The sequence below is a fragment of the Microvirga sp. genome (genome assembly GCF_014699075.1).
In the GTDB taxonomy this organism is placed as follows: Bacteria; Pseudomonadota; Alphaproteobacteria; order Rhizobiales; family Beijerinckiaceae; genus Microvirga.
This window is the reverse complement of the sequence record NZ_JACXAB010000002.1, coordinates 1-15,868: the sequence shown is the minus strand read 5'-3', so window position 1 is coordinate 15,868 and position 15,868 is coordinate 1. Positions and strand designations below refer to the sequence as shown.

General features: G+C 62.2%; 12 protein-coding genes. 3 read left to right on the top strand and 9 right to left on the bottom strand.

The window, feature by feature from the left end; all coding sequences use genetic code 11:
* Positions 1-124: 124 nt before the first annotated feature.
* The 4 genes from IC232_RS03115 to IC232_RS03100 form a co-directional block, all read right to left on the bottom strand.
* A complete protein-coding gene (locus tag IC232_RS03115) occupies positions 125-1,312 on the bottom strand; it encodes an IS91 family transposase (protein WP_190843454.1) in 1,188 nt (395 codons plus the stop codon).
* Positions 1,313-1,322: 10 nt separating this feature from the next.
* Positions 1,323-2,186, bottom strand: a complete 864-nt coding sequence (locus tag IC232_RS03110) for a tyrosine-type recombinase/integrase (RefSeq protein ID WP_190843453.1) — start codon at positions 2,184-2,186, stop codon at positions 1,323-1,325.
* A gap of 262 nt (positions 2,187-2,448) precedes the next feature.
* Complete coding sequence (locus tag IC232_RS03105) at positions 2,449-3,423, bottom strand: tripartite tricarboxylate transporter substrate-binding protein (RefSeq protein WP_190843452.1); 975 nt, start codon at positions 3,421-3,423, stop codon at positions 2,449-2,451.
* 150 nt (positions 3,424-3,573) lie between these two features.
* On the bottom strand, positions 3,574-4,734 hold the full coding sequence (locus IC232_RS03100; RefSeq protein ID WP_190843451.1) for a mandelate racemase/muconate lactonizing enzyme family protein: 1,161 nt from the start codon (positions 4,732-4,734) through the stop codon (positions 3,574-3,576).
* Positions 4,735-4,846: 112 nt separating this feature from the next.
* On the opposite strand from IC232_RS03100, the gene IC232_RS03095 reads away from it, so the two are divergent.
* Positions 4,847-5,776 carry a LysR family transcriptional regulator gene (locus tag IC232_RS03095; protein ID WP_190843450.1) on the top strand — a complete coding sequence of 310 codons (930 nt, stop codon included), beginning with the start codon at positions 4,847-4,849 and terminating at the stop codon, positions 5,774-5,776.
* 342 nt (positions 5,777-6,118) lie between these two features.
* Entirely contained in the window at positions 6,119-8,227 is a 2,109-nt protein-coding gene (locus IC232_RS03090) for an ATP-dependent helicase (RefSeq protein WP_210335220.1), read from the top strand.
* 96 nt (positions 8,228-8,323) lie between these two features.
* Here IC232_RS03090 and IC232_RS03085 read toward each other — a convergent pair whose 3' ends face one another.
* The 5 genes from IC232_RS03085 to IC232_RS03065 form a co-directional block, all read right to left on the bottom strand.
* Entirely contained in the window at positions 8,324-9,289 is a 966-nt protein-coding gene (locus IC232_RS03085; RefSeq protein ID WP_190843449.1) for a hypothetical protein, read from the bottom strand.
* A 195-nt stretch (positions 9,290-9,484) separates the two neighbouring features.
* Positions 9,485-10,003 carry a hypothetical protein gene (locus IC232_RS03080; RefSeq protein WP_190843448.1) on the bottom strand — a complete coding sequence of 173 codons (519 nt, stop codon included), beginning with the start codon at positions 10,001-10,003 and terminating at the stop codon, positions 9,485-9,487.
* A gap of 60 nt (positions 10,004-10,063) precedes the next feature.
* Complete coding sequence (locus tag IC232_RS03075) at positions 10,064-10,249, bottom strand: hypothetical protein (protein ID WP_190843447.1); 186 nt, start codon at positions 10,247-10,249, stop codon at positions 10,064-10,066.
* 124 nt (positions 10,250-10,373) lie between these two features.
* Positions 10,374-13,019, bottom strand: a complete 2,646-nt coding sequence (locus IC232_RS03070) for an EAL domain-containing protein (protein WP_190843446.1) — start codon at positions 13,017-13,019, stop codon at positions 10,374-10,376.
* 195 nt (positions 13,020-13,214) lie between these two features.
* Positions 13,215-14,408 (bottom strand): RHE_PE00001 family protein, encoded by a 1,194-nt coding sequence (locus tag IC232_RS03065; RefSeq protein WP_281413334.1) that lies wholly within the window; start codon positions 14,406-14,408, stop codon positions 13,215-13,217.
* Positions 14,409-14,426: 18 nt separating this feature from the next.
* Between IC232_RS03065 and IC232_RS03060 the strand changes: the two genes are divergently transcribed.
* On the top strand, positions 14,427-15,868 hold a 1,442-nt coding region (locus IC232_RS03060; protein ID WP_190843445.1), incomplete at its 3' end, for a transposase.

The following is a 15,868-nucleotide window of genomic DNA, read 5'->3' as shown; positions in this document are numbered from 1 at the left end:
TGTGCCAACGGCACGGATGAGGATGCATCATGGTCACCACTCAGGGCGAAGCGGCGAGCGCCGGTGTGCCGGATGCAGCACCCGGCATCAGCAGCATGAGGGTCAGGGGCGGGCCGGCGTGAGGTCATGAGGTGTCGATCCGGATCGGGGGAGAGGGCGCCGGGCGCGGTGCACATTCGCGGGCGAACCGCTCGATGAGGATCATGCGACCGCCGCAGCACGGGCAACACCGCGACGGCTCGATCGGGGCAGGAGCATCGGCCATCGGCTTCTCGGCCACGGCCAGCAGCGTCCGTGCACGAGCGAGGTTTTCCTGACGCACGCCATTGCCGAACAAGCCATAGTGGCGGATGCGGTGAAAGCCGTCGGGCAGCACGTGCAGCAGAAAGCGACGGATGAACTCATCCACGCTCAGCCGCAGCACCTTGATGCGCTGACGTCCCTTGTGCCGGTAATCCTTCCAGCGGAAGCTGACCCCATCCGCATCGCAGGCGATCAGCCGAGAGTTCGAGATTGCCACCCGATGGGTGTAGCGCGCCAGATAGGCCAGCACCGCCGCGGGCCCACGGAGCGGGCGCTTGCAGTAGACCACCCACTCGATCCGCCGCAGCGCCGCCAGCAAGGCGCTGAACGCCTCCGGCTGGGCCAGATGAACCTGAGTTCTGAAGAAGCCCAGGCGCCCGGTCGCCTGGGCGCGGGACAGCCCGTCCAGGAACAGGCGCCGGAACAGCCGCGAGAGCACCCGCACCGGCAGAAGGAAGCCCGGCCGGCACGCCACCCACCGCTCACCGTCGCGCGACAGGCCGCCGCCGGGCACGATCACGTGCACATGCGGATGATGCGTCAGGGCCGAGCCCCAGGTGTGCAGCACCGCGGTGAAGCCGATGCGTGCGCCCAGGTGTTTGGGATCGGCCGCCAAGGTGAGCAGGGTCTCGGCGGAAGCCTTGAACAGCAGATCATAGACCACCGCCTTGTTGGACCAGGCCAGATCGCCGATCGCGGCCGGTAGCGTGAACACCACGTGGAAGTAGGGCAGGGGCAGCAGCTCGGCTTCGCGATCGGCGAGCCAGTCCTGGGCCGCTGCGCCCTGACACTTGGGGCAATGCCGGTTGCGGCAGGAATTGTAGGCGATCTGCGTGTGGGCACAGCGCTCACAGCGCTCCACATGCCCGCCAAGATCGGCCGTGCGGCAGACCTCGATGGCGCTCATCACCTTGAGCTGGCCGAGGCTGATGTGGCCCGTGTGGGCGGCGCGCCAGGCCGCCCCGTGGGTGCGGAAGATGTCCGCCACCTCGAGAGCCGGGTGGGGCATGGGTCTGCCCTCAGGCCGGCGGATCCGCGAGAGGCAGATGATCGAGCGGGCTCATCACGGTGCGGATGAGCTGGGTGGCGACGCGGGTGTAGCGGGCGGTGGTGTCGAGCTTGGTATGCCCGAGCAGCACCTGGATGACGCGGATGTCGACGTTCTGCTCGAGCAGGTGGGTGGCGAAGCTGTGGCGCAGGGTGTGCAGGCTCACGGGCTTGTCGATCTCGGCCAGGCGGGCGGCGGCATGACAGGCGCGGTTGAGCTGACGCGGGGTGAGCGGGTTGACCCGGTTCTGGCCCGGAAAGAGCCAGCCCTGCGGCCGGGCCGCCTTCCACCAGGCGCGCAGGAGCGCGAGAAGCTGCGGCGAGAGCATGACATAGCGGTCCTTGCGGCCCTTGCCCTGCTCGACGCGGATGACCATGCGGGTGGAATCGATGTCGCTGACCTTGAGGGTGACGACCTCGGAGGCGCGCAGGCCTGCCCCGTAGGCGACACTCAGCGCCGCCTTGGACTTGAGGTTGGGCGCCGCCTCGAGCAGGCGGGCGACCTCGTCGGGGCTGAGGACCACCGGCAGCTTGCGCGGCTCGGGCACGAACGGCACCTGGTGCATGACCTCAGGCCTGTGCAGGGTGACCTGGAAGAGGAAGCGCAGGGCCGTGACGGCGTGGTTGATGGTGGGCGGGCTGGCGCCGGTCTCGATCAGGAACAACTGGTAGCGGCGCACATCCTCGAAGCCGGCCTGGTCGGGCGAGGCGCCGAGGAAGGCGCTGAAGCGACGGATGGCGCGGATGTAGGCCTGCTGAGTGCGCGGGGCGAAATGGCGGATCGTCATGTCGTCGATCAGGCGCTGGCGAAGAGGGCTGACGGACGCGTGGGTCATGGGAGGCTCCTGTTCTGAGGGTGGAGGAAACCTCTCCATTCTCAGGCCAGACACGTCCCGGCGTGACCTCTATGATCGTTCCAGACGCCGACAGCGCCGGCATGTCCTACCGCGGTAGCGGTTTAGTCCATTTGACCCCGAGCGGACCTTCAATGAGCCTGCGATGCCTTTTCAGAACGCCAGAACGCCCGTCTCCGTACGCGACTGAGCGATAGCGGAATGGCGGGCACGAAGCCCGCCATTCAGATTGTGAGGGCCATGTCTATTCGGCCGTGACACCAGCCGCCTTGAGCACCGGGGTCCACCGGGCAACTTCGGACTCAACAAGTTTTTGCAGTCCTTCCGGGGTGCGCTCGGAAGCGGTCGGCAGCACGCCGCCCAAATCGAGGAGACGCTTCTTGGTGTTGTCGTCATCGAGGGCCTTCAGGAGGGCATCGTTGAGCTTCTTGACGATCTCGGGCGGAGTGCCCTTGGGCGCGAAGATCGCATTCCAGGGGCTGACCTGGTAACCCTCAAGGCCGGCCTCCTTGGTGGTCGGCACGTCCGGCAGCGCGGGCGAGCGCTCGGGCGTCGCGATGGCAAATGCCTTGATGTTGCCGCCCTGGATCTGCGGCGCCACGTTGACGATCTGGTCCGTCATGAAGTCGACGGTGCCCGCCATGAGATCGTTTAGGGCTGGGCCTGTGCCGCGGTAGGCCACCATGGTGGGCTTCGCCTTTATCGTTGAGCTGAAGAAGGTCCCGCTCGCGTGCGAGACCGAGCCCACGCCGGCATGGGCCATGTTCACCTTCTCGCCGTTTGCCTGCACATGGTTCACCAACGCCTTCAGGTCATTGGCCGGAAAGTCCTTCTTGGCGACGATCACGATCGGGGTTCCACCGGCCATGCCAATGGGGGCGAAATCCTTGGTCGGATCGTACTTGAGCTTCGGGTAGAGGGCTGGAGCGGCGCCGTGGGTGCCCATGTGGCCCATCATGATGGTGTAACCGTCCGGCGTCGACTGGGCACCACGGGTAATGCCCGTGGTGCCGCCGGCTCCCGCTACGTTCTCGACCACGATCTGCTGACCCAGCGTGCGGGACATGTGTTCGCCCACGATGCGGGCGATCACGTCGGTCGGGCCACCGGCCGCGAAGGGCACGATCATGGTGATCGGACGGGTGGGATAGGTCTGGGCCTGGGTACCCGTGGCGACGACACCTGCGAGCGCGGCAAGAGCAAGCGTTACCTTCTTCATCAGTTTCCTCCTGTGGACGTTTCGTTTGATTGCATTCCCGTGAGGCAGCGCCTCTTGCTCCGGATTCCGATATTGCTGTTGGTCTCGCGGGATGTCTGCATTTCCTGATGCGGACATCGCGCCGGGCCGGGAGCATTGTGTCGGGCCTGGTTACTCGGCCAGTTCCCGCATGACCTTGATCAGGTCTGACTTGCCCTCGAAGCCAATGCCGGGCAGATCCGGCATGACGATGTGGCCGTCCTCGACCCGAACGCCGTCGGGGAAGCCGCCATAGGGTTGGAACAGGTCCGGGTAGCTTTCATTGCCGCCCAATCCGAGACCGGCTGCGATGTTCAACGACATCTGGTGCCCGCCATGCGGGATGCAGCGGCTGGGTGACCACCCGGCGACCTTCAGCACCTCTAGCGTCCGAAGGTACTCGCAGAGGCCATAGGAGAGGGCGCAGTCGAACTGGAGCCAGTCGCGATCCGGGCGCATGCCACCGTACCGCAGCAGGTTGCGGGCATCCTGGTGGCTGAACAGGTTCTCGCCGGTGGCCATCGGGCCCGGATAGAACTCGGCCAGCGCCGCTTGCAGCGCGAAGTCGAGGGGATCGCCGACCTCCTCGTACCAGAACAGCGGGTACTCGCGCAGCATCCTGGCATAGGCGATGCCCTGCTCGAGCGTCAGCCGCCCGTTCGCATCGACCGCGAGCTGGGCCTTGCCATCGAGCTCCTTCAGCACGGCCTCAATCCGGGGCTGGTCCTCGGCGATGCTGTTGCCGATCTTCATCTTGACCACGTTGTACCCGCGGTCGAGGTAGCTCCGCATCTCGGCCCGTAGCTCGTCGAGGCCCTTGCCCGGGTAGTAGTAGCCGCCCGCGGCATAGACGAAGACCCGCGGATTGGCCTCGCGGCCATACCGCTTGGCGAGGAGCCGGAACAGGGGCTCGCCGGCGATCTTGGCCACGGCATCCCAGACCGCCATGTCGATGGTGCCGACCGCGACCGAGCGTTCGCCGTGACCGCCAGGCTTCTCGTTCTTCATCATGGTCGCCCAGATGCGGTCCGGATCGAGGTTCTCTCCCGTATCGTCGAGGACGGACTCAGGCGCTGCCTCCAGGATACGCGGCGCGAAGCGCTCGCGGATCAGGCCACCCTGGCCGTAGCGGCCGTTCGAATTGAACCCGTACCCCACGACCCGGCGGCCATCCCGGACCACATCGGTGACGACGGCGACGAGCGACAGCGTCATCTTGGAGAAGTCGATGTAGGCGTTGGCAATTGATGAGGCGATCGGCGCGGTGACTTCGCGGATCTCGAGGATTTTCATGACTTGGTCTCCTGTTGCTGGATTGAGCCAGGTTGGGTACGTCGTATAGACATCCCGCTAGTGGCCGCCCAATACCAAGACCGAGGATCGACATGCACAATCGGCATTGCCCATGGATCTGACCTGGCTGGAAGATTTTCTGGCTCTGGCCGAGCACAAGACCTTTGCCCGGGCCGCCGAGACCCGGCATGTGACGCAGCCGGCCTTCAGCCGGCGCATCCAATCTCTGGAAGAGTGGATGGGAACGCGCCTGTTCGTGCGTTCGCCACAAGGGACCTCATTGACGCCCGCCGGGGCCTTCCTTCGGGCCCATGCCGAAGACCTGACCCGCAACATCTACCGGTTGCGTCAGGAGACGCTCGAGGTTGCAGGCCGGGAGGCCTCCGTCATCTCCATTGCCGCCACGCATGCGCTTTCATTCGTCTTCTTCCCCGACTGGATCAGGAGTCACCCCCAGTTCGGAACTCTCGGTCCCCTCAACCTGATCTCGGACACCATGGAGGCGTGCGAACAGATCATGGCGAGGGGTGATGCCGAGTTCATGCTGTGCCACTTCCATCGTGATGCCATGCCCCGCCTTGAGGCCAGCCAGTTCACGAGCGTCGTGGTCGGAAGCGATGTGCTGCTGCCGCTCTGTGCTCCCCTCGAGGATGGCACGCCGCAATGGCCGCTGCCTGGGGATCCGTCGTCGCCGTCGCGCCTTCTGTCGTACCGGCCGCAATCCGGCCTCGGCCGGATCGTGGCCGCCGTCCTGGAGAAGAACTGGCCGACGCTGTCGCTTCAGAAGACACTCACGGCACAGTTGGCGGCGACGCTGCTGACCATGGCGCGTCAAGGCGAAGGCATTGCGTGGCTTCCGCAAACCCTCGCCCACGATGACATCGTGGCCAGCCGTCTCGTTGATCCGGGGCATGGCAATTACTCGATTGAAGTCGAGATCAGATTAATCCGGCCCTTGCGCCGGCAGGGCCCGACAGCGGAAGCCTTCTGGAAATCCATCGCGGGTGGTGTCAACGCTTTGGAGAAATCCTCTCCCACCTGAGGTTTTGCCATCGGTTGAAGCTAGCACAGTGCAAAGGCGCACCTCGGAACTGTTGCCGTAGACACCAGATTTTGGTGGCTGGCGGCGACCCCATATACTCGGAACGTCTTCAAATGGCACATTCCGGAAGTAGGCTGAATGTCTGATCGTAAGACGAAAGCGGACGAACGTCAGTCGTGCTTGCATAGGAAAGGCCGCCTGAGTAGGGCGGCCTCGCTTTTGGTTGGTTGCGGCAACATTCGGGCAATTGGGCCGAACTTTGCTTCTTACTTCACCTCGCCAGCAAAGCAGAGCGGATCTCGCACATTCACCGCTTGCGAACAAAACGAGAAACAGGGTTCTATGCTCTCCGACAAAGGGGACGATTCGCTGGTGACCATCGCTGCCGCCTATCTCGAAAAACTCAATCCAGAACAACGTCGAGCGGTTGAGTACGGAGTGTCTGCGGGGGTCTCAGCCTCGCCTCGTCCGCTGCTGGTGATCGCCGGAGCGGGATCAGGCAAGACCAACACACTTGCACACCGCGTCGCTCATCTCATCGTCAACGGGGCTGATCCGCGTCGCATCCTTTTGCTGACCTTCTCACGTAGGGCGGCCGCTGAGATGGCGCGTCGGGTCGAGCGCATCGCCGGACAGGTCATGGGCCAGAGTGCCAGCATAATGACCGACGCCCTCACCTGGGCTGGCACGTTTCACGGCATCGGCGCCAGACTGCTGCGCGACTATGCCCTTGAGATAGGCCTCAACCCAGCCTTCTCGATCCATGACCGAGAGGACTCTGCCGACCTCATGAACCTCGTCCGGCATGAGCTCGGGTTCTCCAAAACAGAGAGCCGCTTTCCCGCAAAGGGAACGTGTCTGGCGATCTATTCCCGCTGCGTGAATGCCGAGATGCCCATCGATGAGGTATTGAGAGCATCCTACCCGTGGTGTGTCGGATGGGCCGCTGAGTTGCGGCAACTGTTCGCCGCCTATGTAGAGGCCAAGCAGCGCCAGAACGTCCTCGATTATGATGATCTTCTGCTCTACTGGGCTCAGATGGCGGCCGAGCCCACGATTGCCGACGAACTCGGTGGGCGCTTTGATCATGTCCTCATCGACGAGTACCAAGATACGAACCGCCTCCAGTCCTCAATCCTGCTCGCGTTAAAGCCACATGGAGACGGTCTCACGGTCGTCGGAGACGATGCTCAGTCAATCTATTCATTTCGGGCCGCGACGGTCCGCAACATCCTGGATTTCCCGGCGCAGTTCAGCCCGGCGGCTGAGATCGTCACCCTGGACCGCAATTACCGCTCGACCCAGCCCATCTTGGCCGCGGCCAATGCCGTGATCGAGCTTGCATCCGAGCGTTTCACTAAAAATCTCTGGACCGACCGGACCTCGGCCGAACAGCCGCAACTTGTTGCCGTCCGTGACGAGGGCGACCAAGCCCGGTACGTCGTGGACCGGGTGCTGGCAAACCGCGAATGCGGGATGGCTCTCAAACAGCAGGCCGTCCTGTTTCGGACCTCCCATCACAGCGGTCCGCTGGAGATTGAGCTCACCCGCCGGAACATCCCGTTCGTGAAGTTCGGGGGCCTCAAGTTCCTCGACGCCGCTCACATCAAGGATGTGCTCGCGTTGCTGCGGTTCGTTCAGAACCCACGGGATCGCGTCGCCGGCTTCCGGCTGATGCAGCTGCTGCCCGGGGTTGGACCAACCTCCGCCCAGCGTGTGCTGGATCGCATGCATGATGCTGCCGATCCGATTGCAGCGCTGATAGAAGCCCCTGCCCCGCCCCGTGCTGGGGATGGGTGGCAAGCCTTTGTCGACACAATCACGCAGCTTCGCGCGGGTTTAGCCGGATGGCCGGCTGAACTTGAGCAAGCTCGTGTCTGGTACGAGCCTCACCTGGAACGAATGCATGAGGATGCCTCGACGCGAAAGGCCGACCTTATCCAACTGGAACAGATCGCTGCCGGCTATCCCTCCCGAGAGCGCTTTCTCACTGAGCTCACTCTGGATCCACCGGATGCCACGAGCGATCAGGCCGGAGTGCCCTTGCTTGACGAGGACTACCTGATCCTGTCGACCATACATTCTGCGAAGGGACAGGAGTGGAAGTCGGTATTCGTTCTGAATGTGGTCGATGGCTGTATTCCGTCGGACCTCGGCACGGGCACTACGGCGGAGATCGAGGAGGAGCGGCGGTTGCTGTATGTCGCAATGACCCGAGCCAAGGACAACCTGGATCTCGTGGTGCCGCAGCGGTTCTTCACCCACCAGCAGTCTGCTACAGGGGATCGCCACGTCTATGCGGCTCGTACCCGCTTCATTCCCAGTTCTCTTCTGAAGCTTTTCGAGCGAGCGTCATGGCCCAAAGCCGTACCCGATCCTGCGCCTGGCGCTTCCACAACTAGCGGGGTTCGGGTTGACCTCGGCGCCAAAATGCGGGGCATGTGGCGCTAAACGCCGGCTGTAAGTAGGACCCGAGTTGATTCCGGTCCTATCCTCCTCGTAGCCTCTTTGAGATACAGAGAGGCGCACAGGAATCGCGCAGGCTCATCACTTTGCAAGCGAGTGGAGAACCGCATTGAGAGGCAGGAGCTTCCACGCCGGAACCTCGCCCCCTTCCGCAAACGGAGGGCGCTTTTCCTCGTAGTTGAAGTCCCAGACCTGGTGGACCTTCGTGACCCGGCCTTTGCTGAGGACAAAATCAACGACACAGATCCTAGTGCCCTCAGGGGGGAACCCAGGAACAGACACCCTGATCCCACTCTGGGTTTTCTTAAGGGCCACGCCGGACGGCATCTTATAAAGGTCAGACAGGCGGTTTTCTTCGATGTACTCCCGCGCGAGGGCTCCCGAGGTGTAATCGTCGTAGCGTTCCCAGATGTACTGGTTTTGACACAGGTAGTTGGCCGCCCTCTCTGTCGCGTTGACGGGGATCGAGGCACCATACGGCGTGATGTTCCAGCGTCCGGCCCGCAGTACGTTGTCAACGTTCAAGGACTCAGAGGGGCCATAACGCAGCATCTCCGTGATCAGGCTGACCGGGATCGAAGACCGCTCAGAATTCTGCAACAGCCAGCTTGTCGTCAGGATCAAACCATCGATCAGCTGCTGCACCTCTTCCTTCTGATACGTCTCCTTGTCGGTTTTGTAGTACGGAGCGTGGAACCCCAGCCTCCCGCCATAATGCAGGTGTCGCCAGGGGAAGGTCAGAGCCTCCTCCTCTTCGATCTGCCCTGCCATGAAGACCAGAGCGCATGCGGAAAAGCAGCCCGCATTCCTCTCGATCAGCGTTCCGATGCCTTTGTCCCTCATAAGGTTCATAAGCCTGAGACCCTCGACATAGGAGCCTCCTGGGCTGTCAAGGCACAACACTGTGCGATGCTCCGACGAGTCTTCGATCTTAATCGGCCTGCGGTCCTCAGCGGAATTGACGATAGTCTCGATCCGCTTGGCGTCACCGGCTGCGATCGAGCCGCTGAGACGAATGTGGCAGGGGGAGCCACCCTGTACCGGCAAGATGTCGGCTGCTCTCACAACCGTTGGGAGGGAAAGGCCTACGGCCATTCCGATCAGGCAAAGAAACTGCCGGACGCGCATACTGGGTGCCCCTGAAATCGCTTATTGATTTATGCGATCTACAAACCAAGGCTGATTGTACGTCGTCAAGCCACTTATGGATTCTTCACTAACCATCCAATCCGATGCTGACCGTCATCGTGCATCTTGGGGCTGAAGTGAGATCCCTGCCGGAACCTTCAACTCGCCATCTTCCTGATCCAAGTCGATGAACCGATTGTCCTTGGGGATGACTAACCCCTCCCCGATCTTGGGCAGTTTGGAGAGAGCCGTGCAGCTGATAGTTGATCGCTCTCCCGATGAGGTTTCGGTGCCGGTGAGCCGCGCTGCTCTCTGACCGAGTCCTGAAAGGCTTCCCTCGATCCGGATGCTCTGATCAGGAAAGGTCCAGGTGAAAAGCTGGCCGGTCTGCTCCCACTTGCCCGGCCATTCGCCTGGCTTTGTTCGGGAGGCATCGAAGATGTAGGGGCTCACCTCGCCGCTATCGAACTCCCCTCCCCCAACGCCGCCACCTGGGTAGAAAGTGATGACGAACTGGGACCGATCAGAGGCGCGGATACATTGCCAGAGAGAGCCTGCCAAAGTCAGTCCATCGGCAACTGCCGTTGGAGACATCAGGACAATCCCGATCGTGGCGAGCAGGAAGCATTTCATGGGCTGTCTCCGATGAAGGACGGAGCAGGACCGTAGACGTCAGATCGTTACTAAAGCTATTCAGGAGGCCGTGTTCGAACGGTCATTGTTGTTGCCGCTGGATTCCAGCAGGCACACAAGGGCGAAGACGCTGATCACGGCCAGGAACTCCGCGCCGGTCTGTAGCCAGGATGGCGCGATTCCCCGCAGCGGGCCTACCGCCACGAGCGAGATCAGAAAGGCAACAACTGTACCCCACACCAACATGTGCCACCGTCCCTTGGAACGGGGAGCAGACTTAACTCACTGCAGATGAACAGACAATGACAGACCTGCACCATGGTTGAAAACAAGTTCACCCATGCCCCAGGCTTGCCAATACGTCTGCCGGCTACGCGTCGGCCAAGACTCTGTGATCTGCCATGACGGCATCGAGGGGTTCAGGCCTATGGATCGCGTAGCCTTGGGCGAAGGTGATGCCCATGGACGTGACTAACTTGAACGTCGCTTCGTCCTCGACGAACTCAGCCACCGTCTGCGCGCCGAGTTCTTGGGCAATCTGGTGGATCGATTTGACGATGTAGCGATCCACCGCATTCACCGTCATGTTGTGAACGAAGCTGCCGTCGATCTTGACCATGTCAACCGGGAACTGGCGCAGGTAGTTGAACGAACTCAGGCCCGTGCCGAAATCATCCAGCGCAATCCGGCACCCCATCTCCCGCAGCTTGCCGACTGTCGCGGCTGCCACGGCCATATTGCTGACCAAGGCCGTTTCCGTGATCTCGAAGACCAGGATCTCCGGCGCAACCCCAGAGGCTTCAAGGGCCTCGAGCACGTGGGCCACGAATGAAGCGTCTCCGATCGAGGCTGCCGACAGGTTGAGGTGGAGATAGGTCTGCCGATCAAGACCTCCTCCCCGTCCCACAGTGTTCAATGCTTCCCGAACCACCCAGCGGTCGATTGCCCCGATGAGATCATACCGCTCTGCCGCCGGAATGAAGACAGACGGCGGGATGATCGCCCCATCCCTGTCTACCATTCTCACCAGGATCTCATACCGGTCCTGGGTCGGATCCGCACACGCGACAATCCTCTGGGCAAAGAGCCGCAACCGACCCTCTTCTATCGCCTGCTTGATCCCAGCCGCGACAGCGATCTCGCGGTGGCGATCGACCGCTTCGCTCTGCTCGGGACGGTAGATGCTGACCCGGTTCCGCCCTGCCATTTTGGCTGTCAGGCAGGCAACATCCGCCTGAGCCAGGACAGCACTTGGGGAGACGGAGTTTGGCGTAATCTCGGTGACGCCGATGCTGGCTCCGACGCTGTAGCTGCGATCGTCCCATGGGAACTGGATAGCACTGGCCGCGGCATTGAGATCCTCAAGGATCGCCTTTGCATCGTCGAGCGAACATCCGAGCAGGATAATGCCAAACTCATCCCCGCCGAGCCGGCCGATCACGTCGCCATCGCGCAGGTAACCCGGCAGGGCCCCTGCCACGCCTCGCAACAAGGCGTCTCCGGCGACATGGCCGGCGGAGTCGTTGATCATTTTCAGCCGGTCGAGGTCAACAAAGGCCAGGGCATGCTTAACGCCCGTGTCACGGCTTTCCTCCAGGGCCTCTTCAAGCTTCTGCTCGAAGGCTGATCGATTCAGAAGACCCGTCAGTTCATCATGGGTCGCGTTGTATCTCAGTTGCTCCTCGGCTTCGCGTCGGGCTGTAATGTCCTGGAATTGCACGATCAGGTACGCGGGTTTGCCCGCCTCGTCACGCAGGAGAGAGGCGGAGCGGAAGATCCAGACCTCCGCGCCATCCTTGCGCAGCAAGCGATGTTCATTTTCCGCAAGGTCGATCTCGCCTCTCAAGAGCGCTGCATCGTCTGGCGGATCGTCACTGGGGTGGACCAGGTCGGCAGCGGTCTTCGACAGCATCTCCCCTTCGGAAAACCCGAACAGCCGACAGAAAGCTGGATTGACCTTGAACACTGTCCCGTCGAGGCGCAGAAGCGCCGTGCCGATCCCGGCCCCTTTCATCGCTCCGCGGAAAAGCGCTTCGTTATGCAACGCCTCCTGGTGCGCAGCTCTCCTGCCCCGGAGCTCCCGCCGCAGGCTGAGGGCCAGCGCGATCATTGCCCCGGTCAGGGCCAGAACAATCCCGCTGATCGTCAGGGCTCGACGCCACCAGGCAGCATAGACGTCCTGTAACGAGCGTCCCACGCTGATTGTCATCGGGAAGTCGCCGATCTGAGTGAACGTGTAGAGCCTTGGGATCCCGTCGAGCGGAGACGTGGTCGCCTCGTACGATCCTGAACGTTGCGCCGGGTAGTAGCGATAAAGCTCCGCTGCGCTCACATCCGTACCGAGCTGTTTCTCGTTGAATGGCTCCCGCACGAGCAGCGTCTTGTCCGTTCGCATCAGGGACATGGAGCCCTTGAGCCCAAGGTCCATCCTGCTGAACAGGTCGGTGAAGTAGTCCAGGCCCAGACCTACATACGCGACCCCGGCAAACCGGCCATCTGGATGGGATAGCCGCCGACTGAACACGAGACCCCATCCAAGTCCAACCGGGCTCTTGATGGGAAGCGAAACATAGAGGCCTGCGTCAGGGCGATCGCGATGGGCGGTAAAATACTGTTGCTTTGCGACGTTGATGATATCCAGGTCAGTGAAACGGGAGTGAAACTTCAGTCTCCCGCTCTCGTCTACCACCGCAAGGGCTGCAAAATACTGCGCCATGGCTACCTGATCGAACAGTAGCTGTCGCTGAAGGTCAGGGCTCAGTTGGTTGAAGCCGGGCTGGGTGGTCCGCTCAATTAGCTTCTGGATCGTTAGATCGATGATCTCAATGTTGCGCGAGATGTCCCGGCTGACGGCTGCAACAAGATTGCTCGATGATGCCTTGGCTTGCTCGAACGCATTCCTCCTTTCATCGTAAACGAGGGCCGCGCAAAACAGGTTGAAGACCCCGGCCAGAACCAAGACGTTCAACACCGGATTGCGAGCAAGCAGGTTCTTAGACCAGGAAATGGTGGGCACGAGGCTACTTCTTAGAGAAACTCTTCGGGCGGGACTTCATCAGGACTTTTACACTACAGGGCCCGATCGGGCCCCGATTGGAGTAAGCCAGAGAAGCTCTTCGAAATCCATTCGACAAAGGAAACTGGGTAAATCACCGCGCGACCATCTCACGTGATGAGGGGCTTGGGGAACGTCCTTGTCGCCTAACTTGCCTCAGCTCACGATGCCCCAAGCACGATAGCGGGTCCTGCCAGTAAGCTCCCGTGGGAGTGCCCCACCGAGTTGCCCTAGCATCAGATCAATAGCCTTCGGCGTCACCTTCAGAAGCTTGGCGCCGAGTGGCACCGTCACGAGCGGGCGGGACAGGAACAGATCGACTAACTCGGGCAGCTTCGAGTTGGAGCGGGTCTTGGCCGTCACCCGCTGCATCAGCTCGCGAGCCAGGATCAGCCTCTCCAAATCCTTACTGGCGATCTCAAGGGCCTCCTCAATGACGCTGCAAAAGCCATGGAGTTTCTCCTTAGCCCCTTCCCTCCCCTGTGGCCGGAACTTCGACTTTTTGAAGCCGGCCGCCAGCGGCAAGAGATGGTTCGTCAGCCCGCGCGATCTTAGAATAGAGGCTGCCATAGTCAGTCCCAGCCATGGCAAGCGGGTATAAAGATTGAGGTCAAGCCACGCATTCCAGGCGACTGCCGCCGCGGCAACTGCCGGCCAGTGAGATGTCCGCTTCACGAAGTCGAGCCACCGGTCTTCGTTCTCAGCCTCATCCTGGTCCGGGTCATAGACAAGGTGCGATCGGTTCTTGGGAAGCGGGGTTTCACCTGCCAGAACCCTGGTGGTCCGGTCCAGCAACGCGTCGATCTCGGCAAAATGAGCCTTCCACGGGTCCGCATCATTGGCGTACGGCGGATAGGCCTCGTCATTCTCCGGATCCGGCCTCTTGCCCTTTGAAGCTGCCGTCGCCTCGACGCCAATCCCGCCGACGCCCCTTAGGGCCGCCAATCCATCGATTGACACTGGCCAGGGTGCCTTTCGAGCCATGGCAGTGCGCCGAGCTTTGAGAGCCGCCGCCGCTCGAGTCAGTTCGTGAGTAGGATGCCGGACATCCATTCCGGCATCGTGGAGGACGAGATCGCCTACGTCGACCAAATGGCCATCGAGCATCAGGGCGCGGACTGCCTCGGTCATATCGCAACGAGACTGCCAGCCCGCCGAGAGCCCAGACGCCTCTAAACGGGCGTCAAAGCGGAGGATAGCAATTGCGATCTGCTCAAGCCGCCCAACGATTGTCTCCCACGGTAATTCGGGAAGTGTAATGGCTGGTTGTTCGACCCCCTCCTCGCCCCAACTTAGCTGCAAGTCGTAACCGGGGCATTTTCGGGGGCAGGGATTCCTCCGACCGAGCATTCATGATTCAATCCAGGCATGACATCTCCGCCCGGTAGGTCCAGCAAGCCTCTGTCCTCGACGGCCCTGCGCCAGCTGGTCTCGGATCTGGCCGGCAAGATCGATCGACTGGAGCAAGAGGTTGAACGGTTGCACCTCGACAACAGCAACCTGCGCCTCGACAACCAGGCCCTGAAGGATGAGATCGCCCGGCTCAAGCGCCTGCCGCCGCGGCCACCGTTCAAACCCTCCGGCATGGAAAAGGCCACCCAGCCAAAGCCTGCTGGTCCGGGCCGCCGCCCCGGCCGTGGCGCCAAACGGGATCGGGTGACGCGCGAGGTCACGATCCGGGCCGAAGTGCCAGCCGGATCGCGCTTCAAAGGCTACAAGACGGTGGTGCACCGGGATCTGGTGCTAGTCGCCGAAGTCGTGCGCTACAAGCGGGAACGCTGGGTCACGCCGGAGGGGCAGACCATCATCGCGCCGCTGCCGGTCTGCATCAGCGGCGGGTTCGGACCTGGCGTGCGGCGGTTCTGCCTGGCTCTCCACACGCAAGGCCAGGTGACCACGGAACGCCTGACCGATCTTCTGAACGGCATCGGCCTGGCGATCTCGAAGCGGGAGGTCGTGCGTCTGCTCACCTCAGATCTGGAGTCGTTCGAACAGGAGGATCATGCGGTCCTGCAGGCGGGCTTGGTCTCCTCGCCGTACCTCACCGTCGATGACACCGGCGCACGCCATGCCCGCCGCCCGGGTGTGACCACGCAGATCGGCGGCGAACGCTTTTGCGTCTTTCGCACCAGCCGATCGAAATCGCGCCTGAACTTCCTGTCGCTGCTGCGGGGTGGTCGCGAGGACTACGTCGTCAACGAGGCTGCGCTGGACTACCTGCGCCGGCAGCCGGTCGAGGCCGCCGTGATCGCCCGGTTGACGAAGCTCCAGGGCCAAGTGTTCCGCTCGCAGTTGGAATGGCTGGAGCACCTGGCGCGGTGCTCGATCAACATCTTCGACCGGCCCCTGCTGCAGACGCTGAACGAAGCCGCCACCTGGGGGGCGATCCGGCATCATGGGCTAATGGGGAACACTGTCGTTGTCTCCGACGATGCCGGCCAGTTCCGCGTTGCCACGCATGCCCTGTGCTGGGTTCATGCGGAGCGGCACCTGCAGAAGCTGATGCCCGCCTCGCCCAAGCAGGCCCAGGCGGTAGAGCTGGTTCGCGAAGCGATCTGGTGCTTTTACCGCAGCCTGAAGCTGTGGAAGCAGAGTCCTGCACCGGGCGCTGAGGTGTCATTCCGGCGGCAGTTCAACCGCATCTTTGGCCAACGCACGGGCTACAAGGACCTCGACGAAGTGCTGGCCCGCCTGGCGCGGCGCAAAGCCGAACTGCTGCGGGTGCTCGAGCGTCCCGAGATCCCGCTGCACACCAATGCGTCCGAGAACGACCTGCGCGCCTGCGTGATCAAGCGCAAGATCTCCGGCGG

Bases quoted from the DNA above. Each gene is read 5' to 3' on its own strand.
- IC232_RS03095 (WP_190843450.1), top strand. From the start codon at position 4,847: ATGGATCTGACCTGGCTGGAAGATTTTCTGGCTCTGGCCGAGCACAAG.
- IC232_RS03065 (WP_281413334.1), bottom strand. From the start codon at position 14,408: ATGCTCGGTCGGAGGAATCCCTGCCCCCGAAAATGCCCCGGTTACGAC.
- IC232_RS03105 (WP_190843452.1), bottom strand. From the start codon at position 3,423: ATGAAGAAGGTAACGCTTGCTCTTGCCGCGCTCGCAGGTGTCGTCGCC.
- IC232_RS03075 (WP_190843447.1), bottom strand. From the start codon at position 10,249: ATGTTGGTGTGGGGTACAGTTGTTGCCTTTCTGATCTCGCTCGTGGCG.
- IC232_RS03110 (WP_190843453.1), bottom strand. From the start codon at position 2,186: ATGACCCACGCGTCCGTCAGCCCTCTTCGCCAGCGCCTGATCGACGAC.
- IC232_RS03090 (WP_210335220.1), top strand. From the start codon at position 6,119: ATGCTCTCCGACAAAGGGGACGATTCGCTGGTGACCATCGCTGCCGCC.
- IC232_RS03115 (WP_190843454.1), bottom strand. From the start codon at position 1,312: ATGCCCCACCCGGCTCTCGAGGTGGCGGACATCTTCCGCACCCACGGG.
- IC232_RS03100 (WP_190843451.1), bottom strand. From the start codon at position 4,734: ATGAAAATCCTCGAGATCCGCGAAGTCACCGCGCCGATCGCCTCATCA.
- IC232_RS03080 (WP_190843448.1), bottom strand. From the start codon at position 10,003: ATGAAATGCTTCCTGCTCGCCACGATCGGGATTGTCCTGATGTCTCCA.